Source organism: Thiovibrio sp. JS02, assembly GCF_053485635.1.
This window is the reverse complement of record NZ_CM130715.1, coordinates 180,724-203,233: the sequence shown is the minus strand read 5'-3', so window position 1 is coordinate 203,233 and position 22,510 is coordinate 180,724. Positions and strand designations below refer to the sequence as shown.

The following is a 22,510-nucleotide window of genomic DNA, read 5'->3' as shown; positions in this document are numbered from 1 at the left end:
GAAGCCTATTCTCCCGCGACTTTTCCGTCAAGAGCAATGCATGCGCTTCCTTTTTTTCTAAAATCAGGGCATGATGGGAATCCATCAGGCAGCAAAGAGAGGAACCATGACGTGACGCCGATTGCGACGACAATAGACAGCGAAAAATGCAGCGGCTGCGGACTCTGCCTCACGGTCTGTCCGGACGATGCCTTTTCCCTGCTGGCGGGCAAGGCCGCAATCACCGGGGTGCGCTGCCTGGCCTGCGGCCATTGCGCCGCCATCTGCCCGAGCGGAGCGGTCCGGGTGGCGGGCATCACCGCTGATCTCGGCTTTGCGACCTTCAGGGCGGACCAGCATTGGCTGCCCTTCGGCCAGGGCGACACCGGCCAGCTTGTCCGCCTGATGCTCTCCCGGCGCTCCTGCCGCAACTATGCGGAAAAGGAAGTGGAAAAGGAACTGCTCGAAGACCTGGTCAGAATCGGCACCACCGCGCCTTCCGGCACCAACAGCCAGGGCTGGACCTTCACCATCCTGCCCGGCAGGGAGGCGGTCGCGGCCCTGGGAGACAGGATCGCCGACTACTTCAAAAGGCTGAACAGGCTTGCGGCGAACCCCATTGTCCGTAATGTTCTGCGATTTTTTGGCAAACCGGCCCTGGGCAATTATTACCGCCGCTACCACCGGACCATCGCCGATGGCCTCACGGAATGGGAAGCCCGAGGCCGGGACCGCCTTTTCCACGGGGCACCTGCCGCCATCATCGTGGCCGCCGCACCGGAGGCAAGCTGCCCGGTGGAGGATGGCATGCTGGCCAGCCAGAACATCCTGTTGGCCGCCCATACCATGGGCCTGGGCTCCTGTCTGATCGGTTTCGCCGTGGCGGCCATGGAAAACGAGCGAACCATCAAGGAAGCGGTCGGCATCCCCGGGCAGGAGCGGGTCATCGCGGTCATCGCCCTGGGATATCCCGCCGAACCCTACCGGCGGCTCACCGGCAGAAAGGCTGTCACACCGAGATTCTTCAGGGGATAATAGATCAACCGCCGACATGGAGGCGCAACTGCGCGGCAGGCAAGGAAAAGGAAAACATTTCGGAGCCCCTTGACAACAGGAGGACTGCCGACCCTCTCCCGCCAAGGATGAAGGAGATTCCGCGCAAAACCCTTACCCCGTTGCCTTGCCTTTCTTTTTCTGACCAAAGGGAAAATCGCATGGAAAATCGGATCATCGAGCTGGAAACCCGCCTGGCCTTTCAGGAAATGACCATCGAGGAGCTGAACGACGCGCTGACGGCCCAGCAATCCCAGCTTGACAACATGAGAAAAGAATTCGAAAAGATGAAAAATCTTCTGGCAAAAATCATCCCCCTGCTCGATTCCGGGGAATAACCAGGGACGCACAACCGACACCGATGAACCCACCATTCACCTTGACCGTGGGCGCGGACGCCCTCCTCGCCGGGGCCTCGCCTCACCTGCGCGACGCCCTCAAAAAGGAACTCACCATCGACAATCCCCAGTACCTCGATGCCAAAAAATACGGCCGCTGGATGGGGAAACGCCTCAAGCCCTTTCTCTATTTTTATGAAGAGGAGGACGACGCCATCCGTTTTCCGCGCGGCTATGCCAATCACGCCATACTCCTGGCGCGGAAATTCATGCGCCGCGACCCGCGGATCATCGACCACCGGCAGACCCCCCCTCCTGTCGATTTCAGCTTCAACGGCAGCCTGCGCCCCTACCAGGAGGAGGCCCTGGCCGCCATCAGCCAGCGCGATTTCGCCGTGCTTGAGGCAGGAACCGGCTCCGGCAAGACGGTGATCGCCCTGGCGGTCATTGCCAAAAGGAAGCAGCCCACCCTGGTGCTGGTGCACACCAAGGAGCTGCTCTACCAGTGGGCCGAGCGGGCGAAAACCTTCCTCGGCGTCGAGGCGGGCCTGATCGGGGACGGCAACTTTTCCCTCCGACCCCTGACCGTCGCCATCGTCAACTCGGCCCGGAAAAGGCTTGCCGAACTGCCGGCCCACTTCGGCCAACTCTGCGTGGACGAATGCCACCGGGTACCCTCCTCCCTCTTCACCGAAGTGGTGACCGCCTTCGACTGCCGCTATCTCCTGGGCCTTTCCGCCACTGCCTTCAGACGCGACGGCCTGACCAGGCTGATATACATGTACCTGGGCGACCGGGCCTTCAAGGTGGAAACGGAAGCGCTGCACGCCAGCGGCGCGGTGCTCAAACCCCGGTTCATTCAGCGGCCCACGGAGTTCCGCTACGTGTACCGCGGCAACTACCAGGCCCTGATGAAGGCGCTCACCGGCAGCCCGGCCAGAAACAGACTCATCGTCGAGGACATCGCCAGGGAGGCGGCGACTTCCCCGGGCACCATCCTGGTGGTGAGCGACCGGGTCAAGCACTGCGAGGAACTGGCCCTGCTCCTGGAAAAACAGGGAGTCAAATCCGCGGTGCTCACCGGCAAGCTGCCTGCCGAGCAGCGCACGGCCCTGGTGGAGGAAATCCGCCAGGGCGGGGTCAAGGTGCTGATTTCCACGGTGCAGCTCATCGGCGAAGGCTTTGACTGCCCGGACCTGGCCACCCTGTTCCTCACCACGCCCATCAAGTTCACCGGCCGCCTCCTGCAGGTGGTGGGCCGGATCCTGCGGCCGGCGGACGACAAACTGCCCAAAGTCTATGACTATGTCGATCCGGTGGGCGTCCTCTCCTCTTCAGCCCAGAGCCGCTGGCTCACCTTCCAGAGCTGAGAATCGGCGCGCCGCCGGCTTCCGCCGCCATGCCCCAGCCCCTCTCCCTCCCTGACACAATGAGTACATCTCCCTGGTAATAACTACCCATTTTTTGCCTTTGCAAAATTGTCGCACCATGTTAAAAAACCAAACGCCAAGCTAATGAATAGCTATTCATTTTTAATCCTTAGGAAGGAGATTGGGGAGATGATTAAAAAAATTTCAACAGTGGCACTGGCGGCGCTTGTCTGTCTGCCTGCGGTGGCTTCGGCCGGAGCCGGGAGCGATCGGGTGGCTGACCTCGAAAAACAGATGGCGGAAATGAGCCAGATGTTCAACGCCCAGATGAAGGCGATGAAGGAAGAAATTGCCGCGCTCAAATCGCAGAATGCCGAGATGAGCAAGGAAGTGGCCAGCACCAGCGACGCGGTGAAAAAGGGCTTCGAGCTGCCCGACTGGACCCAAAAGATTTCCCTGGGCGGCGAAGTCACCTTCCGCGGATACAACATCCAGAACGTCTGGGACTTCAACGACAACAGCGATGCCGACAACCGTGACCTCTTCCGCACCAAGGGCAGCCTCGCCGCTACCTACAAGGCCACGGACGACGTGACCGCCAAGGTTCAGGTCACCAACCAGACCTGGGGCGAGGGAACCGGTGTAGGTGATAACACGGACAACAAGGTCTTCCTGGACAACGCCTATGTCAACGTGAAGAACCTGCTCAACCTGCCGGTGGAAGGCACCTTCGGCCGCCAGAACGTGATCTACGGCTCCGGCTTTGTCCTTCTGGACGGCCAGTCCCAATTCGCCTCCACCTCCATCTACTTTGACGGCGTGAAATTGCGCTGGAACCTCACCGACAAGGTGATGTTGGACGGCATGTACCTGAAGGATCAGGAAAACAACACCAGCAACAATTATAATCCAGGCAGTTCCTCCACCACAGGCGGCTCTGGCGATGACATCACCCTCTCCGGCCTCTATCTCACCGCCAAAAGCTGCCCCATCATCGGCCAACAGGAGTTTTATGCCCTGAACCGCCACGATGAATGGGTCGGCAAGGATATCTGGATGTACGGCGCCCGCTTCTCCGACAAGCTGGCCAACGGTTTTGACTACTCCCTGGAAGGCGCCATCCAGACCGGCGACGCCACCGAAACCCTGGACCAGGATGCCTACGGCCTGAAACTCGATGCCGGCTACACCTTCAAGGATCTGGCATGGAAACCGCGCCTCTATGCAGGCTATTCCTTCATGAGCGGCGACAGCAATGCCAATGACGGCGACAACGAGCAATGGGATGTCTTCTACGGCGGCTGGCCCCAGTGGGGCGATCTGCTTGCCTGGAAATATCTGAACCTGGCAACAGCCAATAGCAGCTTGAACAACGTATACAGCGGCTATGACGATTACAGCAAGATTACAGGAGAAGCCGTTTACTCCAACCTGCAGATCGCCACCCTCGGTGCGAGCTTTGTCCCCTTTGACAAATTCACCGTCAACCTCTCCTACTCGGACCTCCAGTTTGACGAAACCTCCGGGGGCATCGACGACGACTTTGGCGATTACTACCAGGCCATGCTCAAGTACCAGTACAACAAGAACCTGAGCTTCTCACTCTATGCGGCTCTGCTCGATCCGGGTAAGGCGTTCACGGACCATCCGACCGTGTCTGGCATGGATGACGACGCCACGGAAGTATACTGGGAAACCCAGTTCAAGTTCTAAGGGGCCTGGAGCATTTTTTTTCAAAGGGGGTGGCAGGGATGCTGCCCCTTTTTTTGCCCTCCCCTCCTCCTGACAGGGGCGGGAGGAGACCTATCATCCTGGCATCGGTCAAGTCCCTGCCAGGGCAACGATTTCTGCCGGTTGAAGAACGCGCCGATACATGGTACAAGTCACCTTTCGCGATACGTAGTTATACCCACCAGCCATCGATCTCAAGGAGCAGACAGTGACGCAGAAAAAAACCGCCCAGGAAAAACTCTGGCTTTCCGGCAACGAGGCACTGGCCATGGGCGCATACGAGGCCTCGGTGAAGGTCGCCTCGGGCTACCCCGGCACCCCTTCCACGGAAATTCTCGAGAATCTCTCCACCTACAAGGGTGTCTACAGCGAATGGGCTCCCAACGAGAAGGTCGGCCTGGAAGTGGCCATCGGCGCCTCTTTTGCCGGAGTCCGGGCCCTGGCCACCATGAAGCATGTCGGCCTCAACGTGGCGGCGGACCCGCTTTTCACCGCCTCTTACACCGGAGTGCGCGGCGGGCTGGTCGTGGTGGTGGCGGACGATCCTTCCATGTACAGCTCCCAGAATGAGCAGGACAGCCGTAACTATGCCCATGCCGCCAAACTGCCCATGCTGGAACCGGCCGACCCGGCCGAAGCCAAGGAGTTTTTAAAGGTCGCCTATGCCATCAGCGAGGAGTTCGACACCCCGGTGCTGCTCAGAAGCTGCACCCGGGTCGCCCATGTGAAGGGCGTGGTCAAAAAGGGCAAAGTCGGCAAATCCCGCCTCAAGCCGGGAATTGAAAAGATCCCGGCCAAGATGGTGATGCTGCCGGGCAACGCCCGCGCCCGCAGACTGGCCATTGCCGAGCGCCAGCAGAGGCTGGGTGATTTCGCCGAGACCTGCACGGAAAACCGCATCGAATGGGGCGACAGGAAGATGGGCTTCATCGCGGCGGGCACCAGCTATCTCTATGCCAAGGAATCCTTCCCCAGGGCCTCCTTCCTCAAACTCGGCATGGTGCACCCTTTGCCTGAAAAAATGATCCGCGACTTCGCGGCAAAAGTAGACACCCTTTACATTGTCGAAGACCTCGACCCGTTCCTGGAGCTGCGCATCAAGGCCATGGGTATTCCCTGCCACGGCAAGGACCTGATTCCGGCCATCGGCGAGCTTTCCCCCTCGGTGGTGAAAAAGGCCGTCACCGGCAAGGCCGGGGCCGCGACCTTCGCGCCGGTTGATCTGCCGCCGCGGCCACCCAATATGTGCCCCGGCTGTCCGCACCGCGGTCTGTTTTACAACCTCAACCGCCTCAAGGTCTTTGTCTCCGGCGATATCGGCTGCTACACCCTCGGCGCCTTGCCGCCTCTTTCCGCCATGGATGCCTGCGTCTGCATGGGCGCCAGCATCGGCATGGCGCACGGCATGGCCAAGGCTCTGGGCGATGCGGGGCTGGGCAAGGCGGTGGCCGTGATCGGCGACTCGACCTTCATCCACTCCGGCCTCAACAGCCTGATCAACACGGTCTACAACAAGAGCTGCTCCACGGTGATCATCCTCGACAACCGGATCACCGCCATGACCGGCCAGCAGCCCAACCCGGCTTCGGGCAGCACCATCATGGGCGAGCCGGCAAACGCCATAGATTTTCCCGAATTGTGCCGGGCCATCGGCGTGAAACACGTGCGGACCGTCAACCCGCACGACCTTGAGGCCACCTACAAGGTTCTCAAGGAAGAAATCGAACGCCCCGAACCCTCGGTGGTCATCACCCGCTTCCCCTGCGTGCTGACGCCCGCGGAAAAGAAGCGGCCCAAAACGCCCTTTAAGAGCGTACTCGAAAACTGCACCGGCTGCGGCATGTGCCTGCGCCTGGGCTGCCCGGCCATCAACTGGGTACCGCTCACCGCCAAGGAGGCCAAGGCCATGGGCAAGAAGGAAAAACAGCAAGGCTACGCCCTGATCGACGAGGCCATGTGCATCGGCTGCGGTCAGTGTATCGGCCTCTGCAAATTCAAGGCGATCGAGAGCAGGGAGGCCGAATGATGAAATCACAGGGAAACATCCATTTTTGCGGGGTCGGCGGCCAGGGCATCCTGCTCGCCAGCGAACTCACCGCCCATGCCCTGCTGGCCGCGGGGTTCGACGCCAAGAAGAGCGAGGTGCACGGCATGGCCCAGCGCGGCGGCTCGGTGGAAGCGCATCTCCGGTTCGGGAAGACCAAGGTGTATTCCCCGCTCATCGAACCGGGCACCGTGGACATCATGCTAGCCTTCGAAACCATGGAAGCGGCCCGTTACCTGCCGTATCTCAGCAAAAAGAGCACGGTGATCGTCAACACCCAGCGCATAGCGCCGCCCGCCGTGGCCACCGGCAAGATGGCCTATCCGGAAAACTGCCTTGAGTCCATCGAGAAGCTCGGCATCAGGGTTATCCGGGTCAATGCCTTTGCAATAGCGAAAAAGGTCGGCAACCTCAAGGCCGCCAACGTGGCCCTGGTCGGGGCGCTTTCCCGCTTCCTGCCGGTGCCGGAAAAGACCTTTGTCGAGGTGATCGGGGAAAGGCTGCCGGCCAAGATTGTCGCGGTGAACCTGGCCGCCTTTGCCGAAGGCCGGCAAGCTGCCCGATAAAAATCTTTTCCAACGCAAAGGCGCAGAGACGCCAGGGAACAAAAGCACAACAACATCTTTTTTTGCGACTTTGCGTCTTGGCGTTCATTCTTTTGCAGAGGACAGACTTATGATCTGGAACGAAGAGTACGAAACTTTGCCGCGCGAGGCCCTGGAGGCCCTGCAACTGAAAAGGCTCAAGGCCCAGGTGGAACGGGTCTACGCCACCGTCCCCTACTACAAAAAAAAGATGGAAGAGGCCGGGGTGGCCCCGGGCGACATCAGGCAGCTTTCCGACATCAGGCTCCTGCCCTTCACCACCAAGGAGGATCTTCGCAAGAACTATCCCTTCGGGCTGTTCACCGTGCCCCTGGACAGGGTGGTCCGCATCCACGCCTCTTCCGGCACCACCGGCAAGCCCACGGTGGTGGGCTATACCAAGCGGGACATCGCCACCTGGGCCGAGCTGATGACAAGGACCCTGTCCGCCGCCGGGGTGCATCGGGGTGACATCGTGCACAACGCTTACGGCTACGGGCTTTTCACCGGCGGCCTGGGCGCCCATTACGGCGCCGAGAACCTGGGCTGCGCGGTTATCCCCATCTCCGGCGGCAACACCAAGCGCCAGATCCAGATCATGCAGGATTTCGGCTCCACCGTCCTGCTTTCCACTCCCTCCTATGCCTTGAATATCGCCGACACCCTGGCCGACCTGGGCGTTGATCCCGCGACCCTCAAGCTGCGGGTCGGTGTTTTCGGGGCCGAGCCCTGGAGCGAGCAGATGCGCGAGGAAATCGAGCGCCGCCTCAAGATCAAGGCCATCGACATTTACGGCCTCTCGGAGGTCATCGGCCCCGGCGTCGCGGCCGAATGCATCGAAGAGCAGAAGGGGTTGCACATCATGGAGGATCACTTCCTCCCGGAAATCGTCGACCCGGACACCTTCGCGCCGGCGCCGCTGGGCGAAAAGGGCGAACTGGTCTTCACCACCCTCACCAAGGAGGCCTTCCCGGTGATCCGCTACCGCACCAAGGACATCTCCCGCCTCATTCCCGATGTCTGCACCTGCGGCCGCACCTTTTACCGGATGCCGAAAATCACCGGCCGCACCGACGACATGCTGATCATCCGCGGGGTCAATGTCTTCCCATCCCAGATCGAAGAGGTCATCATGGCTGTCGAGGGCGTTGAACCGCACTACCAGATCGTCGTCAGCCGGAAAGGGTCGCTGGACAACATCGAGGTGCAGGTTGAGGTCAGCGAAAAAATCTTCTCCGACGAGGTGAAATCACTGGAGAACCTGAGCAAGCGGCTGCAGAATGAGATCAAGGATCTGCTCGGCATTTCCTGCAAGATCAAGCTGGTTGAACCGAAGACCATTCAGCGCAGCGAGGGGAAGGCCAAACGGGTCATTGACAACCGGAAGATATGAGCAACGAATGACGGTGGTGGATTGTCGCCCGTCACTCCTTGCCCAAACATTCGCCAACACGGGAGCTTCGCCATGAAGGTAAAACAGATTGCAATTTTCCTGGAAAACAAGTCCGGCAGGCTTGCCGATATCAGCCATACCCTGGCGGAGCACGCCATCAACATCCGCGCCCTTTCCCTGGCGGACACCGCGGATTTCGGCATTCTCCGCCTGGTGGTGAACGACACCATAAAAGCGCAGCAGGTCCTGAAGAACAACGGCTTCACCGTGGGCATCACCGATGTGCTGGCCGTGGAGGTGCCGGACAAGCCCGGCGCCCTGGACACCATCCTCCAGGTGGTCTGCAAGGCGGGCCTCAATGTGGAATACATGTACGCCTTCACCCAGAAGAGCGGCGAGTCCGGCATGCTCCTTTTTCGTTTCGATGATCAGGACAAGGCGATTCAGGCATTTCAGAAGGCCGGCTGCAAGCTTCTGAGCGACGAAGAGGTTCATGCGCTGTAACATCTCTCGGCAACATGACGAGTAAGCAGTCAGGGAGGCATCCGGGGAGATGCCTGTTCCCAATTTACCCAACGCATATCCAAACAAGGAGGAAGAGGTGAAACGTTCAACTATCGCAACCATCACCATGCTCGCGGCTTCACTGGCCATGTCCGTTTCCGTGGCCTGCGCGGAAACCATCAAGGTCGGCGCCATTCTCGCCGTTACCGGCGGGGCCTCGTTTCTGGGCGGACCTGAATCACGGACCATCGGGATGCTGGCGGACGAGATCAACGCCAAGGGCGGAATCAACGGCAACAGGATCGAGCTGCTGATCAAGGATTCCGCCGGCAGCCCGGAAAAGGCCATTTCCTTCGCCAAACAGCTCATCGAGGAGGAGAAGGTTTTCGCCATCATCGGCCCCTCCACCAGCGGCGAAACCATGAAGATCAAGAGCGTTTGCGAGGAAGGCAAGACCATCCTGCTTTCCTGCGCCGCCGCGGAAGCCATTGTCGACCCGGTGGCCAGGTATGTGTTCAAGACCCCGCAGAAGGATAGCCATGCCGCCCAGAAGATCTTCACCACCATGAAGGAGATGGGTATTTCCAAAATCGCGGTGGTGAGCGGCAACACCGGCTTCGGCCAGGCCGGCAAGGCCCAGCTTGAAAAACTGGCTCCGGAAAATGGCATCCGGATTCTGGCCAACGAGGTCTACGACAAGAGCGCCACCGATCTTTCCGCTCTCATCGCCAAGCTGATGGCCAACAAGGAGATCCAGGCCGTGGTCAACTGGTCCATCGTGCCGGCCCAGTCCATCGTGGCGAAGAACATGCGCCAGGCCGGCTGGCAGGTGCCCCTCTTCCAGAGCCACGGTTTCGGCAACCTCAAATATGTCGAAGCGGCAGGCGCCGCCGCCGAAGGGATCATTTTCCCGGCCGGACGCCTGCTGATCGCGGGCGAACTGCCGGACAGCAATCCGCAGAAGGCGGTGCTGGTCAAATACGCCGCGGACTACCAGGCCAAATACAAGGAACCCGCCTCCACCTTCGGCGGCCATGGCTACGATGCCTTCAGGATCCTCTGCCGGGCCATCGAGCAGGCCGGCCCGGACCGGGAAAAGGTCCGCAACGCCATTGAAACCATGCAGGGCTTTGTCGGCACCGGCGGCGTGTTCAACTTCAGCCCCGCCGACCACAACGGTCTGGACATCGATGCCTTTGCCATGCTCACCGTGAAAAACGGCAACTTCGTCGAGTACGGGAAGTAAGGTGAGATCCTGAGGACAACAAGCGCCGCTGTCTCCTCCCCGGGGATGGCGGCGCTCTCTCTTGCATAACCCGGCCCGGCATCAGACTCCCGAAGTGAACGCGCGGACTGTCCACCGAAGGCTGCCGCCAGCAATCTGAAGCCCATTGAGCACAATGACCATAGAACTTTTCTGCCAATATCTCTTTGCCGGCATCACCTATGGCATCATTTACGCCATCGTGGGAATCGGCTTCAACATCATCTACAACACCACCGGCATCATCAATTTTGCCCAGGGCGAATTTGTCATGCTCGGCGGCATGATCGCCATTTCCCTCGCCCAGTGGCTGCCCCTGCCCATGGCCATCGCCCTGGCCGTGCTCCTGGTCATGCTGATCGGCGCTCTGGTGGAGATGGTCTTTATCCGTTGGCTGGACCGTCCCTCGGTGCTGCGGATGATCATCATCACCATCGGCATTTCCATCCTGATCCGCGAGGTCGCCCTGCATGTCTGGGGCGAGGGCGTCCGCTCCCTGCCTTATTTCAACGGCAACGAGATCACCACCGTTTCCATCCTCGGGGCCAGGATCTCTCCCCAGGTCCTGTGGGTCATCGGCGTCTGCACCGTCATGGTGGTCTGCCTGAGTCTTTTTTTCAGGCACACCCTGCAGGGCAAAAAGATGCAGGCCTGCGCGGCGAACAGAATGGCGGCCACCCTCTGCGGCATCAACACCAGAAACATGGTTACCCTCTCCTTCATGCTCTCGGCCGGAATCGGCGCCCTGGCCGGCTGCGTGATGAGCCCCATCACCTACAGCCAATACGACAACGGCACGGGGCTGGCCATCAAAGGCTTTACCGTTGCCATCCTGGGCGGCCTGGGCAACAGCATGGCTGCCGTGGCCGCGGGCCTCCTCCTCGGCCTCATCGAATCCTTCAGCGTCAGCGTCGTGCCGCTGGCTTTTCAGGATGCCATTTCCATCAGCATCCTGCTGGTGATCCTCTTCCTCAGACCACACGGGCTTTTCGGCCGGAAAGATGCCGCCGGCCTCAAGGAGTTTTAAGCGATGAAACGGCATCTTCCCCTGGCGCTCCTCATCGTGGCCGTGATCCTGGTCCAGCTGCTCACCCAGTGGACCGACAAGGCCTTTTACCTGACCCAGCTCACCATGACCGGTTACTACTCGCTGCTCATCATCGGCCTCTGCCTGCTCATGGGGTATGCCGGCCAGATTTCCCTCGGGCATGCGGGTTTTTTCGCCATTGGCGGCTATCTTTCCGCCATGCTCACCACCCACAACTTTCTGCCCCATAAGGAGCAGGTTCTGATCCGCCTGGGAGAATCCCTGGGCTTTCTTGCGGCAGGACAAGGAATGTTCGGCGAGCCCCTGCTCACCTTCCAGCCCTGGGCCGCCTGCCTCTGCGCCCTTTGCCTCACCGTGCTCGTCGCCTATGTCATCGGTATCCCTGTTTTAAAGCTCAAGGGCCACTATCTGGCCATGGCCACCCTGGGCTTCGGCATCATCATCTACCGCCTGGCCCTGGCCACCCCCATCTTCGGCGAAGCGGACGGCATCTCGGAGGTGCCGGGCTTCCCCCTCCCGTTTGGCCTTTCGGTCAGCGGCAGCTTCACGGCCAGAATCAGCAACTACTACATCGCCTGGGCCATGGTCGTCCTGGCCATGCTGCTCCTCGGCAACCTCATCCACTCGCGGGTGGGCCGCGGCCTGCGCGCCATCCACGGCGCCGAGGATGCGGCCAACGCCATGGGCATCGACACCGCCCGCTACAAGCTGAACACCTTTGTGATCAGTGCCGTACTCGCCGCCCTGGCCGGCATCTTCCTCACCCATTACAACGGCGGCATCGGCCCCTCCGAGGCCAGCGTCATGAAATCGGTACGCTACGTCGCCATCGTCGCCATCGGCGGCATGGCAAATCTCTGGGGCGCCCTGATCATGGGGACGCTTCTCAATTTCATGTCCTTGCGCGGCATGTTCGGCTCTTACGACGATGCCGTTTTCGGGACCATCCTCATCGTGATCATGCTTTTCGCCCCCCAGGGCCTGCTGCGGCTTTCCCTGCTTTCCTCCCTCAAACGCTTTCTGAAGAGAGGTGCATGATGGCGCTTCTTGAACTCAACAATCTGAACCGCCATTTCGGGGGGCTGCACGCCGTGAACAATGCCAGTTTCTCGGTCCGCCAGGGGATGATCAAGGCGGTGATCGGCCCCAACGGCGCCGGCAAGACCACCCTGTTCAACCTGATTTCCGGGGCTCTGCCCCCCAGCTCCGGCACCATCCATTTCAAGGAAAAGCCGATCCACGGCCTGCCCCCCTACCGGATTGCCCGGCGCGGCATGGCCCGTACCTACCAGAACATCAAACTTTACCCCGGCATGACCGCCCTGGAAAATGTGATGATCGGTCGCCACTGCCGCAGCCGGGCAGGGTTTCTGGCCGGCATGTTCAGCCTGCCCTCCACCTGGACGGAAGAACGACGGATCCGGGAAAAATGTCTGGAACTGCTCGAACTGCTTGAAATCGCCGACCTGGCGGACAGCGAGGCGACCAGCCTTGCCTTCGGCCAGCAGCGGGCCGTGGAATTCGCCCGCGCCCTGGCCATGGACCCCGACCTCCTCCTCCTCGACGAGCCGGCCGCCGGCCTGAACATCTACGAAACCGCGGAGGTTGCCAAACTGATCAGCAGGATCAACGAGAGAGGGATCACCGTCCTTCTCGTCGAACATGACATGTCGCTGGTCATGGACATCTCCCACGAAATCGTCGTCCTCTCCTTCGGACAGAAAATCGCCGAGGATACTCCGGCCAATATCCAGCAGAACAAGGAGGTCATCCAGATCTACCTCGGGGAGGAAGACGATGCTTAAAATCAAGAACCTGGAGGCCGGCTACGGCAAGCTGCGGGTTTTGAAACGCATCTCCCTGCATGTCAACCCCGGCGAAATCGTCACCCTGATCGGCGCCAACGGCGCGGGCAAGACCACCCTGCTCTCCACCATCACCGGCCTGGTCAGGGCCACGGCCGGCGAGATTCTCCTGCAGGGCGACAATATCCTGAAACTCAAAGCCGAGCAGATCGTCTCCCGCGGCTGCTCCCTGGTGCCGGAAGGCCGCCAGGTCTTCGCCACCATGACGGTGCGGGACAACCTGATCCTGGGCGGCTATGTTCAGCACCAGCAGGGCAATAAAAGGTTTCAGGAGGAAATGGCCTCCATTTACGAGCTGTTTCCGGTACTGGAAGAGCGGCAGGATCAGCTTGCCGGCACTCTTTCCGGCGGCGAGCAGCAGATGCTGGCCATGGGCAGGGCTCTGATGGCCAGACCGGCTCTGATCATGCTCGACGAGCCGTCCACCGGCCTTGCCCCCCTCATCGTCAAGAACATCTTCCGCATCATCGGCAAGATGCGGGAAGCGGGCAACACGGTGCTGCTCATCGAACAGAACGCCAAGGCGGCACTGAAGATCGCCGACCGCGGCTATGTGCTGGAAACAGGCAAGATCATCCTGCAGGGGCCCTCCGAGGACCTGCTGGCCAACCGCGACGTGCAGCGCGCCTATCTGGGCCGCGACGTGGAATAACCCACACCGCGCCAAATCGCGAAGCAGCGGAACGCGCAGTTAGACAACGTTGTTTTGCTCCGTTGCGGCTTGGCGCTACAATTTATCTTGACCGTTCAACCGCCAGGAGGACGCCATGTACTGGGATCAGGAAAAAGAATGCATTTCGCGGGAGGATCTTGAGCAGCTTCAGCTTGAACGCCTGCAGGCGACCCTCTTCCGGGTCGCCACCCATGTTCCCTTTTACCGGCAGAAGTTCAGGGAACTCCGGGTCGATCCGGACGGCTTCCGCTCCCTTGCGGAACTGCGCAGCCTTCCCTTCACCAGCAAGCAGGATCTGCGCGACAATTACCCCTACGGCCTCTTTGCCGTCCCCTTGCGCGACGTGGTGCGGGTGCACTCCTCCTCCGGCACCACCGGCCAGGCCACGGTGGTTGGCTATACCGGCAACGATATCAAAACCTGGTCGAACCTCACGGCCAGGGTGCTCACCGCCGCAGGAGTCACCAATGAGGACGTGGTGCAGATCGCCTTCGGCTACGGGCTGTTCACCGGCGGCTTCGGCCTCCATTACGGGGCCGAACGGGTAGGCGCCTCGGTTATTCCCATCTCCAGCGGCAACACCAAACGCCAGATCCAGATCATGCAGGATTTCCGTACCACCGCCCTGATCTGCACCCCGAGCTACGCCCTCCTCCTTGCCGACGCCATCGAGGAAATGGGACTGCCCCTCAACGCCTTCTGCCTGAAATACGGACTCTTCGGCGGCGAGCCCTGGTCCGAGGCCATGCGCCACGAGATTCAGAACAAGCTCAACATCATCGCCACCGACAATTACGGCCTTTCGGAAATCATGGGTCCGGGCGTTGCCGGCGAATGCCTGGAGAGAAACGGCCTGCACATCAACGAAGACCACTTCCTCGTGGAGGTCATCAACCCCGATACCCTGGAGCCGGTGGCACCCGGCGAGGTCGGCGAGCTGGTGATCACCACCCTGACCAAGGAGGCCTTCCCGGTTATCCGGTACCGCACCCGCGACCTGACCCGCCTCATCGAGGAACCCTGCGCCTGCGGCCGCACCCTGCGCAGAATGCAGCGGGTCATGGGCCGCACCGACGACATGTTGATCGTCAAGGGGGTCAATGTCTACCCCTCCCAGATCGAAAACGTGCTTTTCGAGATCGAGGGAACCAAACCCCATTACCAGATTGTCGTGGAAAAGGAAGGACGTCTCGACAAGATCACCGTGCTGGTGGAGGTGGTGGAAGCGATCTTTTTTGACGAAATGAAAAAACAGGGGGCGATGATCGATACCATCAAGCGCAAGCTGGCCTCGGAACTCGGCATCGGGGTGGATGTCAAGCTGGTTGAGGAAAAAACCCTTGAACGCTCGGAAGGCAAGGCCAAACGGATCGTGGACAAAAGGAAATTATAAATGGAAGCGACAAATGACGGCGAACGAGTTAAAAATACCCCCGGCCGTCACTCGTTGCTGATCGGTCGCAGGATTTCGCCGACCCTGCAAGGGTTAGGGAATTCGGGAGGTTGGCCGAAGCGTCTTGGGCCAATCAATGGCTGAAAAGGTCGGGAACGGCTTTTTCAACGGACTTGTCAACTGGTTACCGGAGAACAACATGGCAATTTCACAAAAAATGATCGCATTCGCGGAACGCTCGTCCTGGATCCGCAAGATGTTTGAGGAAGGGGCGAAATTAAAGGCCCAGTTCGGAGCGGAAAATGTTTTCGACTTCAGCCTCGGCAACCCCGATCTGCCGCCGCCTGCCCAGTACGGCGAGGCGGTCAGAAAGATTGTCGCCGCGGAAGGCCCTGGCGTGCACGGATACATGGCAAACTCCGGCTATCCCTTTGTCCGGACCGCGGTGGCCGGACAGATCTCCAGGGAACAGGGCATGACGGTCGGCCAGGACGAAATGCTGATGACAGTGGGGGCGGCCGGCGGCCTCAATGTGGTGATGAAATCCCTGCTTGATCCGGGCGACGAGGTGATCATCCTGGCGCCCTTTTTCGTGGAGTACAACTTCTATATCGACAACCACGGCGGCGTTACGAAAATCGTCAATACCCGTGAGGATTTCAGCCTGGATCTTGCCGCCATCGAGGCCGGGATCACCCCCAGGACCAAGGCGATCATCATCAACAGCCCCAATAACCCCACCGGCCAGATCTATTCGGCGACCGAGCTGGCCGGGCTGGCGGAAATCCTTGCCAGGGCGAAACAGACCATCTACCTGATCGCGGACGAACCCTACCGCAAGATCGTCTACGACGGCCAGGCGGTGCCCAGCGTCTTTGCCGCCTACCGCAACAGCCTGGTGGTTTCCTCCTACTCCAAGGATCTTTCCCTGCCGGGCGAGCGCATCGGCTATATTGCCGTACACCCGGAAATCGACGGCAAGGCCCAGCTCATCGGCGCCCTGACGTTGGCCAACCGCATCCTGGGCTTTGTCAACGCTCCGGCCCTGATGCAGCGGGTGGTGGCCGAACTGCAGGGGGTGACGGTGGATTGCTCCATCTATGCCCGCCGCCGGGAGCTGTTCTGCAAGGTGCTGGGCGAGGCGGGCTACGAATTTGTCCCGCCCAAGGGTGCCTTCTATCTCTTTCCCAAGTCTCCCCTCGCCGATGATGCGCAATTCGTCGGCCTCCTGGCCGAAGAGAAGATCCTGGGCGTACCGGGCCGTGGTTTTGGCATGCCTGGCTACTTCCGGCTCGCCTTCTGCGTGGAGGACACGGTTATCTCCCGATCCGCCGGGGGGTTCAAGGCGGCCATGGCCGAAGCGAAAAGGCTGGCTTGACCAGAATGGGAGGCGGAGCCGCAAGCCGCTGACGCCGGAAGAGACACCAACACCAGACTCCTCTCCGGCCGGGGCAAACCCGCGACGCAGCCCCGCAAAAAAAGTTAAGCACCCCTTACTTTTTCCGGAATCGGCTTTATAGTATAAACAAAGGAAGAAATCAGAAAGGGGGTGACGACCATGACAACCAGAAATCAGTTACTTCACAGCGATCAGGTCAGCTCATTCCGTTACTTTGCCAAAGCCATGAGCGAATCCCTTGACACCCTGGAAAAAGAGATCAACAGCACGAGCAGATGCAGTCACTGTTGCAGCGCCGAAGGTTGCCTCACCATTGAGCACCACATCGACAAACTGCACAATGAACTGTATTCCATGAGCGAACCCCGTTTCGGCTCGGCTGAGGATACCCGGAAATTCCACGAACTCAAGACAAGGCTCCACCGGCTTTACCAAAAGATGGAAAGAGCCGAAAACTAACAACCAGCACCAGCTGGCCGCCACGGCGGCCAGCGGTGAATACCCCGAAAGCGGTTTTTCAGCCATTTGCTTTCGGTTTTTTTTTGGACCGATCGCCCGAAGGGCTTCCCTGGCGAACGCTCTCACCTGGGCAGCGGCGGCACTGCGACCCCCTTGCTCGTCTCCGCCTGGGCAGATGCCTCCCGGGCGACGGAAACCGGGCTCAAGCCGGGCAAAAGCTTCTTGATGTTCATGGCCTGGGCCATGATGGTCAGGTAGGCATGACGATAGGCGGCAAGCTCAAAAGGCCGCTGCCGGGAGGCAAAAGCGCCGGCAGGGGCTTTTGGGCTGCGGGTCACATAGTCGAGGATGATTCCTGGCACCTCGTAGTGGTGGATGGTGTTGTATTCCACGCTGCGGCCGTTTTCCACGAAAAAGATCCGGTTCAGATTGAGATAGCCTTCCTTTTTGCCCAGATAGTTGAAGTCCCGGTAGGTGTAGGGTCCGTTCTCCAGCGGCGGCAGGTGGTCGCTCACCAGGATGATCAGGCTTTTCGGGTCGATGCGCACCAAGTCCTTCACAAAGGAGGCAATGGCCTCGGTGCGGTAGTAGTACTGGTTCACCGAGCGCCGCAGATGCTTATCGTCTGGCGCTTTCCCGGATACGCGCACAACCTCCGGCCGTTTCGCCGCATTGATCTCGTTGGGGGTATGGCCGTACATGGTCAAGACATAGTTGAACATGGGGGTATGGGGGTGCTCCTTGAGCCAGTAGGAGACATATTTCAGGTTCTGACCCAGGAGATCGCCGTCGAACATGTAATCCTCGCCGCTGACATCCCCCCTGGAAAAATAGGTCTCCCTGGCCGGCGCGTACTCACTGGGGTAATAGGCATTTGCAAAGCCGATCCCCTCGTAGGCGTTGGTCGAATTGAAAAAATCGGGCCGGAAGCCGTTGGTGGCCATGGTATGGTAGCCGCCTTCGCCGAGGAGATTGGGAAGACAGGAGGTCTTGGCGCCGGTGAAGACATTGAACTCAATGCCGGAGAGTTCCCGCATGGCAGGAACCCCGCAGAGCAGCTCAAACTCGGCCTGGGCAGTGCCGCCCCCGAAAACAGGGGAGATGGAAAAGCCGCCCTTGTGCCTGAAGAGTTTCTCAAACTCGGGATGAACCGGCTTGCGGGAAAACTTCGCGGCAAGCAGCAACTCCGGGTCCAGGAAGCTTTCGAGCACGATGAGATGCACGTTCCGTCTGCTCCGCTGCCCCCTGATTTTTTCCACCACCTCGTCCACTTCCAGCAGGTAAAAGGGGTTTTCCCGGTAGTGGGCGGTCTTTTCCAGCATGCTCTTACGCCGGGCCTCGTTGTAAAGGGTCATGCTGAGCCGGCCGTTGTTGGCCGCGCTCATCACATCGGAATAGATGATGATCTCCTTCTGGGTTTTCTCAAAGGCCGCCATGAAGGCATCCGGACAGGACTCGATCGCGAAAAAAAGACCGGCAAAGGGCAAGAGCCCCAGGGTCATGGGCATAAGAGCTCCCCGACGCAGGGCCTTCAGGAAGACAAGCAGAGGAATGCCGTAAAACACGATCAGCATCGCCTTGAGCCAGGCCGGCATGACGGCGAGCAGCTCCGGCAGCTCCGTCACCTCGACAAGACGCGGCAGTCGGCCGAGCTGGAGGTGATAGAAATCAAACACCGCATAGCAGAGCACGATGGGCACGGCAACGATCACCGGCTGCAGAGGCGACTTCCGGGTGATCGTGTTCCCGAAAAAATAGAGGTAGAGAAGCAGGGGAATTTCAAGCCGCCAGGCCGGCAGCAGCGAAGGGAAGCCGCCGTGCCGTTCCATCACGCCGGTGTAGCCGAGGAGAAAGAGCAGAAAAAGAGCGTAGCGGTTGCAGATCAGAGGCTTTAGGGAAAAGAGTATGCGGAGGGGCAGAATCATAGGGGCCACCGTGCAACAACACAGCAGAAATGAGGAAAAAAGAACTATACATGAAAATATTTTTTTTGCATTAAATCTTTATGAGGGTTCGGGCAGGCAGGGGAAGCGAGGGCGCCCGGCGCGGAATTTTTGCAGGTTCCCCGGCCGCCGTTCTGTGGTATCTTCCTCCAGCATGGGGAGCTGCGGCTTGCCTGGCAAAGCCGAAGACGATTCCGTCTTCCCCGCCATTCATCTCGAAAAAACAAGGAAACACCATGTGTGAGTTCTGCACCAAGCACGGCGAGGGGAAAATCTGGTTTACGAACGCTGCCAACTACGCCAGGGACCTCATGAGCGACCTGGGCCGGCGCGGATATATCAGGAATTTCTTCACCTCCACCATCGAGGAGGGGCTGAGCACCATCGGACGCCTGGAGGTGCTCTACCGGAAAAAGAGACAGCTCCCCCGGCGCCTGGTTGAACAGATACGAAACAAGGCCAAGGAGGAGCATTTCGGCCAGGTGGTGACCATCGAGGATATCCGGGAAATCATCGGCAAGGCCGCCACGGTTGTCCGCCTGCCCTGCGCCTGCCGCTGGGCCGCCCTGAAAAAGGAAAATCGCTGCTGCTTTTCCGTCAGCTATACGCCGGATGCGTGGTATGAGGGGTTGGACATGGGCTACTTCGGCCTGGCCCAGGATCAGGGGCTGGAAACGGTTTCCCGGGAAGAGGCGATCAGCCAGATGGAGGCCTTGGAGCGGGAAGGAGCGATCCATACCATCTGGACCATGATGACCCCCTTCATCGGCGCGATCTGCAACTGCCAGCCCCTGGAATGCCTGGGCCTGCGCACCTTAAACCTCCAGGTGGAAACCATGTTCCGGGGCGAACGGGTGGCTGGAGTGGACGAGAGCAAATGCCTGGGCTGCGGCGCCTGCCAAGAAGCCTGTCCCTTCAGGGCCATCACCGGCCGGGAAGAGGCTGGCGCCTTCAAGGCCAAGGTCCATGCCGAACAGTGCTTCGGCTGCGGCCTCTGCCGGAACGCCTGCCCGGAAGCGGCGCTGGGAATGATCAGCCGCTGAAAAAGGAACTCCGACTTGTCCTCCGAAGGAAAATCCCTCCACTATGGCTGGCACGTTGTCTGGGCAGGCACCTTCTGCATTTTCGCCTGCCTCGGCCTGGGCCGCTTCGCCCTGGGCATGATCCTGCCGGCCATGGGGGAAAACCTTTCTCTCTCCTACAGCGAGATGGGCCTCATCGGCACCGTCAACTTCGCGGGCTATCTCATCGCCGTGCTCTTCTGCGGCACATTGGCCGAGCGGCTGGGCTACCGCCGCCTCATCGCCCTGGCCCTGGCAGGCATCGGCATCACGCTTATCCTGATCGGCAGGAGCAGCTCCTTCCTCGTCATCCTTCTCCTTTACGCCATCACCGGTATGGGCAGCGGCGCGGCCAACGTGCCGATGATGGCTCTCGTCTCGCACTGGTTCAGCAGAAGCCACCGCGGACGGGCCACCGGCTTTGTCGTCATCGGCAGCGGCTTTGCCATTCTCCTCTCGGGCAAACTCGTCCCCTTCCTGAATCGGCTGGGAGGGGCGACCGGCTGGCGGTTGAGCTGGCAGGTTCTGGGGGCCATCATCATTCTGATTGCCCTGCTCTGCCTGGCCGTACTCAGAAACAACCCCGCGGAAAAAGGAGTGCGCCCATACGGCGAAAAGCAGCAGGACGGACGGCAACCCGAGCTTTCAGGGGAAACCGCCATCACGGTGAGGGACATTGCGCATCTGGGGGGATTGTACTTCCTCTTCGGCTGCACTTACGTCATCTATGCGACCTTCATCGTCACCACGCTCATAACCGAGCATGGCTTTTCCGAGGCGACCGCTGGAAATTTCTGGTCCATGGTGGGACTGCTCAGTCTTCTCTCCGGCCCGGTCTTCGGGACGCTCTCCGATAAAATCGGCAGAAAGCGAACCCTGGCCATGGTTTTTGCCATCCAGACCACAGCCTATCTTCTCGTGGCCCTGACGCTCCCCACGCCCTTTCTCTTTCTTTCCATCGGCTGCTTCGGCATTGTCGCCTGGTCCATCCCTTCCATCATGGCGGCGCTGGTGGGGGATTATGCCGGCCCGCGCAAGGCGGCGCGCATCTTCGGCATCATCACCTTCATTTTCGCCATGGGTCAGATTGCCGGTCCGGCAGTGGCGGGAATCCTCGCCGAAAAAAACAACAGCTTCAGAAGCAGCTTCCTCATGGCGGCCCTGCTCGCCGCCGCCGGGATCATCCTTGCCCTGAACCTCCGCGATCCGGGCAGAAAAAAATCCGCCTGATTCCGAAATCTACCTTGGATCGGCGAGCTGCTTCCTCGCCTCGGCCATGCCGCAGAGGTTCTTGCCGATTTCAAGCTCCCGCATCCGCTTCTCGTCGGGGCTGACGAGTCCGAGGTTCACCCGGCGGATCTCCTGATAACGCTCCGGATTTTCCAGTAGGGCCGCGGCCACCTTTGCCGTAAAAACGGCCTCGTTCTCCAGATGATACATTTCATTGCCTCTCGCCTCGGCAAAGGTCAGCGCCACCACCCCTTTCTCGTCCATATCCCGGATCGAGGAGGCATGGGTCGGCAGGATCAGCACCTCGTCGCGCAGTTTTCTGAAGCGCTCGTACAGGGTTTCATAGAGCAGATGGGACCATGCCGCGGCCTGGCCGCCCAGATCGGGACGGCCCAGGCTGTTCTTCATGATGGTGTCGCCGGAAAAAAGAACGCGCTGGTCAAGGAGCAGGGAGACGCTGCCCGGGGTATGCCCCGGGGAGTGGATCGCCTCAAGGATGCTGCCCGCGAACGGGAAACGGACACCGTCCGTGAGGGGAAGGAAGGGACAGGCGGCGCCTGCCGCATCCAGGGGATGCAGCCAATATCCGGCCCCGTGCTTTTCCGCCAGGGCCCTACCCCCGGAAATATGATCCGCCTGGAGATGGGTGTCCAGTACCGCCGTAAGCCTTGCCCCGTTTTCCGCCAGGAGCTTGTCGATGTGGGCAATGTGGCGCACCGCGTCGATGACGATGGCCTCGTTGCCGGCGATCAGCACATGGGTGATGCAGCCTTTGGCAACCCGGTGGATCTGGTGGATGGCAGGGGCCTTCGCCACCTGATGCGTTTCGTAGAACTCGCTCCAGCCATCCATGCCGCCCGCAAGGCTCAACGCGCAAAAGCCATGCGCCCGCAACAGCTCGGCCGAATACTTCGAGGCATCGCCATGGGCGCAGATGACGATGATCTCCTTGTCCCTGGGCAGGCGCTCCAGGTATTTCTCTTCCTCGCCGACAAAATCCAACTGAGGGATATTGATGGTTTCCACCACCTTTTTCCCTTCGATCCGCCAGGCGGCAAACTCATCGGAGTTGCGCAGATCAAAGATACACTGAATCGTCCCGGCATCGAGACGCGCCTTGAAATCAGCCATGGAAATGACTGCCGACATATATTCCCTCCTGTCCCGTGTGTGTTTCAA

20 protein-coding genes are annotated in these 22,510 nt (G+C 60.0%); 18 read left to right on the top strand and 2 right to left on the bottom strand.

From position 1 onward, the window contains the following. Nucleotides 1–111: 111 nt before the first annotated feature. The 16 genes from ACUUL3_RS01005 to ACUUL3_RS00930 all read left to right on the top strand — a co-directional run bounded on the left by ACUUL3_RS01005 (nucleotide 112) and on the right by ACUUL3_RS00930 (nucleotide 17,097). The gene (locus tag ACUUL3_RS01005; RefSeq protein WP_448553739.1) at nucleotides 112–1,014 is read left to right on the top strand and encodes a nitroreductase family protein; all 903 of its coding nucleotides are present in this window, start codon (nucleotides 112–114) and stop codon (nucleotides 1,012–1,014) included. A gap of 179 nt (nucleotides 1,015–1,193) precedes the next feature. Continuing rightward, nucleotides 1,194–1,370, top strand: coding sequence for a SlyX family protein (locus ACUUL3_RS01000; protein WP_448553737.1), 177 nt, complete (start codon nucleotides 1,194–1,196; stop codon nucleotides 1,368–1,370). A 23-nt stretch (nucleotides 1,371–1,393) separates the two neighbouring features. Beyond that, a complete protein-coding gene (locus tag ACUUL3_RS00995) occupies nucleotides 1,394–2,740 on the top strand; it encodes a DEAD/DEAH box helicase (protein ID WP_448553735.1) in 1,347 nt (448 codons plus the stop codon). A 189-nt stretch (nucleotides 2,741–2,929) separates the two neighbouring features. Further along, the gene (locus ACUUL3_RS00990; protein WP_448553733.1) at nucleotides 2,930–4,453 is read left to right on the top strand and encodes an alginate export family protein; all 1,524 of its coding nucleotides are present in this window, start codon (nucleotides 2,930–2,932) and stop codon (nucleotides 4,451–4,453) included. A gap of 226 nt (nucleotides 4,454–4,679) precedes the next feature. Further along, nucleotides 4,680–6,497 carry an indolepyruvate ferredoxin oxidoreductase subunit alpha gene (iorA, locus tag ACUUL3_RS00985; RefSeq protein ID WP_448553731.1) on the top strand — a complete coding sequence of 606 codons (1,818 nt, stop codon included), beginning with the start codon at nucleotides 4,680–4,682 and terminating at the stop codon, nucleotides 6,495–6,497. Then, nucleotides 6,494–7,081, top strand: a complete 588-nt coding sequence (locus tag ACUUL3_RS00980; protein WP_448553729.1) for an indolepyruvate oxidoreductase subunit beta — start codon at nucleotides 6,494–6,496, stop codon at nucleotides 7,079–7,081. The genes iorA and ACUUL3_RS00980 overlap by 4 nt, the downstream gene beginning before the upstream one ends. Nucleotides 7,082–7,190: 109 nt before the next feature. Next, on the top strand, nucleotides 7,191–8,492 hold the full coding sequence (locus ACUUL3_RS00975) for a phenylacetate--CoA ligase family protein (protein ID WP_448553727.1): 1,302 nt from the start codon (nucleotides 7,191–7,193) through the stop codon (nucleotides 8,490–8,492). 72 nt (nucleotides 8,493–8,564) lie between these two features. Continuing rightward, nucleotides 8,565–8,996 carry an ACT domain-containing protein gene (locus ACUUL3_RS00970; protein ID WP_448553725.1) on the top strand — a complete coding sequence of 144 codons (432 nt, stop codon included), beginning with the start codon at nucleotides 8,565–8,567 and terminating at the stop codon, nucleotides 8,994–8,996. A 97-nt stretch (nucleotides 8,997–9,093) separates the two neighbouring features. Continuing rightward, the gene (locus tag ACUUL3_RS00965; RefSeq protein ID WP_448553724.1) at nucleotides 9,094–10,242 is read left to right on the top strand and encodes an ABC transporter substrate-binding protein; all 1,149 of its coding nucleotides are present in this window, start codon (nucleotides 9,094–9,096) and stop codon (nucleotides 10,240–10,242) included. 154 nt (nucleotides 10,243–10,396) lie between these two features. After that, the gene (locus ACUUL3_RS00960; protein WP_448553722.1) at nucleotides 10,397–11,287 is read left to right on the top strand and encodes a branched-chain amino acid ABC transporter permease; all 891 of its coding nucleotides are present in this window, start codon (nucleotides 10,397–10,399) and stop codon (nucleotides 11,285–11,287) included. A gap of 3 nt (nucleotides 11,288–11,290) precedes the next feature. After that, on the top strand, nucleotides 11,291–12,346 hold the full coding sequence (locus ACUUL3_RS00955; protein ID WP_448553720.1) for a branched-chain amino acid ABC transporter permease: 1,056 nt from the start codon (nucleotides 11,291–11,293) through the stop codon (nucleotides 12,344–12,346). Further along, nucleotides 12,346–13,113, top strand: a complete 768-nt coding sequence (locus ACUUL3_RS00950) for an ABC transporter ATP-binding protein (RefSeq protein ID WP_448556405.1) — start codon at nucleotides 12,346–12,348, stop codon at nucleotides 13,111–13,113. Before ACUUL3_RS00955 ends, ACUUL3_RS00950 begins: the two co-directional genes overlap by 1 nt. Next, nucleotides 13,106–13,825: an ABC transporter ATP-binding protein gene (locus ACUUL3_RS00945; RefSeq protein WP_448553718.1), complete on the top strand. Its 720-nt coding sequence runs from the start codon at nucleotides 13,106–13,108 to the stop codon at nucleotides 13,823–13,825. The genes ACUUL3_RS00950 and ACUUL3_RS00945 overlap by 8 nt, the downstream gene beginning before the upstream one ends. 115 nt (nucleotides 13,826–13,940) lie before the next feature. Next, on the top strand, nucleotides 13,941–15,239 hold the full coding sequence (locus ACUUL3_RS00940) for a phenylacetate--CoA ligase family protein (protein ID WP_448553716.1): 1,299 nt from the start codon (nucleotides 13,941–13,943) through the stop codon (nucleotides 15,237–15,239). A gap of 199 nt (nucleotides 15,240–15,438) precedes the next feature. Continuing rightward, nucleotides 15,439–16,617, top strand: a complete 1,179-nt coding sequence (locus ACUUL3_RS00935; RefSeq protein ID WP_448553714.1) for a pyridoxal phosphate-dependent aminotransferase — start codon at nucleotides 15,439–15,441, stop codon at nucleotides 16,615–16,617. A gap of 180 nt (nucleotides 16,618–16,797) precedes the next feature. Further along, nucleotides 16,798–17,097, top strand: a complete 300-nt coding sequence (locus ACUUL3_RS00930) for a hypothetical protein (RefSeq protein WP_448553713.1) — start codon at nucleotides 16,798–16,800, stop codon at nucleotides 17,095–17,097. A gap of 122 nt (nucleotides 17,098–17,219) precedes the next feature. Here the strand turns inward: ACUUL3_RS00930 and ACUUL3_RS00925 are convergent, their stop codons facing one another. Beyond that, on the bottom strand, nucleotides 17,220–19,022 hold the full coding sequence (locus ACUUL3_RS00925; RefSeq protein WP_448553711.1) for an LTA synthase family protein: 1,803 nt from the start codon (nucleotides 19,020–19,022) through the stop codon (nucleotides 17,220–17,222). A gap of 254 nt (nucleotides 19,023–19,276) precedes the next feature. Here ACUUL3_RS00925 and ACUUL3_RS00920 point away from each other — a divergent pair, with 254 nt between their 5' ends. Then, a complete protein-coding gene (locus tag ACUUL3_RS00920; RefSeq protein ID WP_448553709.1) occupies nucleotides 19,277–20,083 on the top strand; it encodes a 4Fe-4S binding protein in 807 nt (268 codons plus the stop codon). Nucleotides 20,084–20,098: 15 nt separating this feature from the next. Beyond that, the gene (locus ACUUL3_RS00915; protein WP_448553707.1) at nucleotides 20,099–21,331 is read left to right on the top strand and encodes an MFS transporter; all 1,233 of its coding nucleotides are present in this window, start codon (nucleotides 20,099–20,101) and stop codon (nucleotides 21,329–21,331) included. Nucleotides 21,332–21,340: 9 nt separating this feature from the next. On the opposite strand, the gene ACUUL3_RS00910 is transcribed toward ACUUL3_RS00915, so the two are convergent. Further along, nucleotides 21,341–22,480, bottom strand: a complete 1,140-nt coding sequence (locus tag ACUUL3_RS00910) for an MBL fold metallo-hydrolase (RefSeq protein WP_448553706.1) — start codon at nucleotides 22,478–22,480, stop codon at nucleotides 21,341–21,343. Nucleotides 22,481–22,510 lie beyond the last annotated feature (30 nt).

Coding starts and splice junctions, on each gene's coding strand:
- ACUUL3_RS00975 (WP_448553727.1), top strand. CDS start 7,191: ATGATCTGGAACGAAGAGTACGAAACTTTGCCGCGCGAGGCCCTGGAG.
- ACUUL3_RS00950 (WP_448556405.1), top strand. CDS start 12,346: ATGGCGCTTCTTGAACTCAACAATCTGAACCGCCATTTCGGGGGGCTG.
- ACUUL3_RS00970 (WP_448553725.1), top strand. CDS start 8,565: ATGAAGGTAAAACAGATTGCAATTTTCCTGGAAAACAAGTCCGGCAGG.
- ACUUL3_RS00990 (WP_448553733.1), top strand. CDS start 2,930: ATGATTAAAAAAATTTCAACAGTGGCACTGGCGGCGCTTGTCTGTCTG.
- ACUUL3_RS00910 (WP_448553706.1), bottom strand. CDS start 22,480: ATGTCGGCAGTCATTTCCATGGCTGATTTCAAGGCGCGTCTCGATGCC.
- ACUUL3_RS00930 (WP_448553713.1), top strand. CDS start 16,798: ATGACAACCAGAAATCAGTTACTTCACAGCGATCAGGTCAGCTCATTC.
- ACUUL3_RS00935 (WP_448553714.1), top strand. CDS start 15,439: ATGGCAATTTCACAAAAAATGATCGCATTCGCGGAACGCTCGTCCTGG.
- ACUUL3_RS00945 (WP_448553718.1), top strand. CDS start 13,106: ATGCTTAAAATCAAGAACCTGGAGGCCGGCTACGGCAAGCTGCGGGTT.
- ACUUL3_RS00955 (WP_448553720.1), top strand. CDS start 11,291: ATGAAACGGCATCTTCCCCTGGCGCTCCTCATCGTGGCCGTGATCCTG.
- ACUUL3_RS00940 (WP_448553716.1), top strand. CDS start 13,941: ATGTACTGGGATCAGGAAAAAGAATGCATTTCGCGGGAGGATCTTGAG.
- ACUUL3_RS00980 (WP_448553729.1), top strand. CDS start 6,494: ATGATGAAATCACAGGGAAACATCCATTTTTGCGGGGTCGGCGGCCAG.
- ACUUL3_RS00920 (WP_448553709.1), top strand. CDS start 19,277: ATGTGTGAGTTCTGCACCAAGCACGGCGAGGGGAAAATCTGGTTTACG.
- ACUUL3_RS01000 (WP_448553737.1), top strand. CDS start 1,194: ATGGAAAATCGGATCATCGAGCTGGAAACCCGCCTGGCCTTTCAGGAA.
- ACUUL3_RS00995 (WP_448553735.1), top strand. CDS start 1,394: ATGAACCCACCATTCACCTTGACCGTGGGCGCGGACGCCCTCCTCGCC.
- ACUUL3_RS00960 (WP_448553722.1), top strand. CDS start 10,397: ATGACCATAGAACTTTTCTGCCAATATCTCTTTGCCGGCATCACCTAT.
- ACUUL3_RS00925 (WP_448553711.1), bottom strand. CDS start 19,022: ATGATTCTGCCCCTCCGCATACTCTTTTCCCTAAAGCCTCTGATCTGC.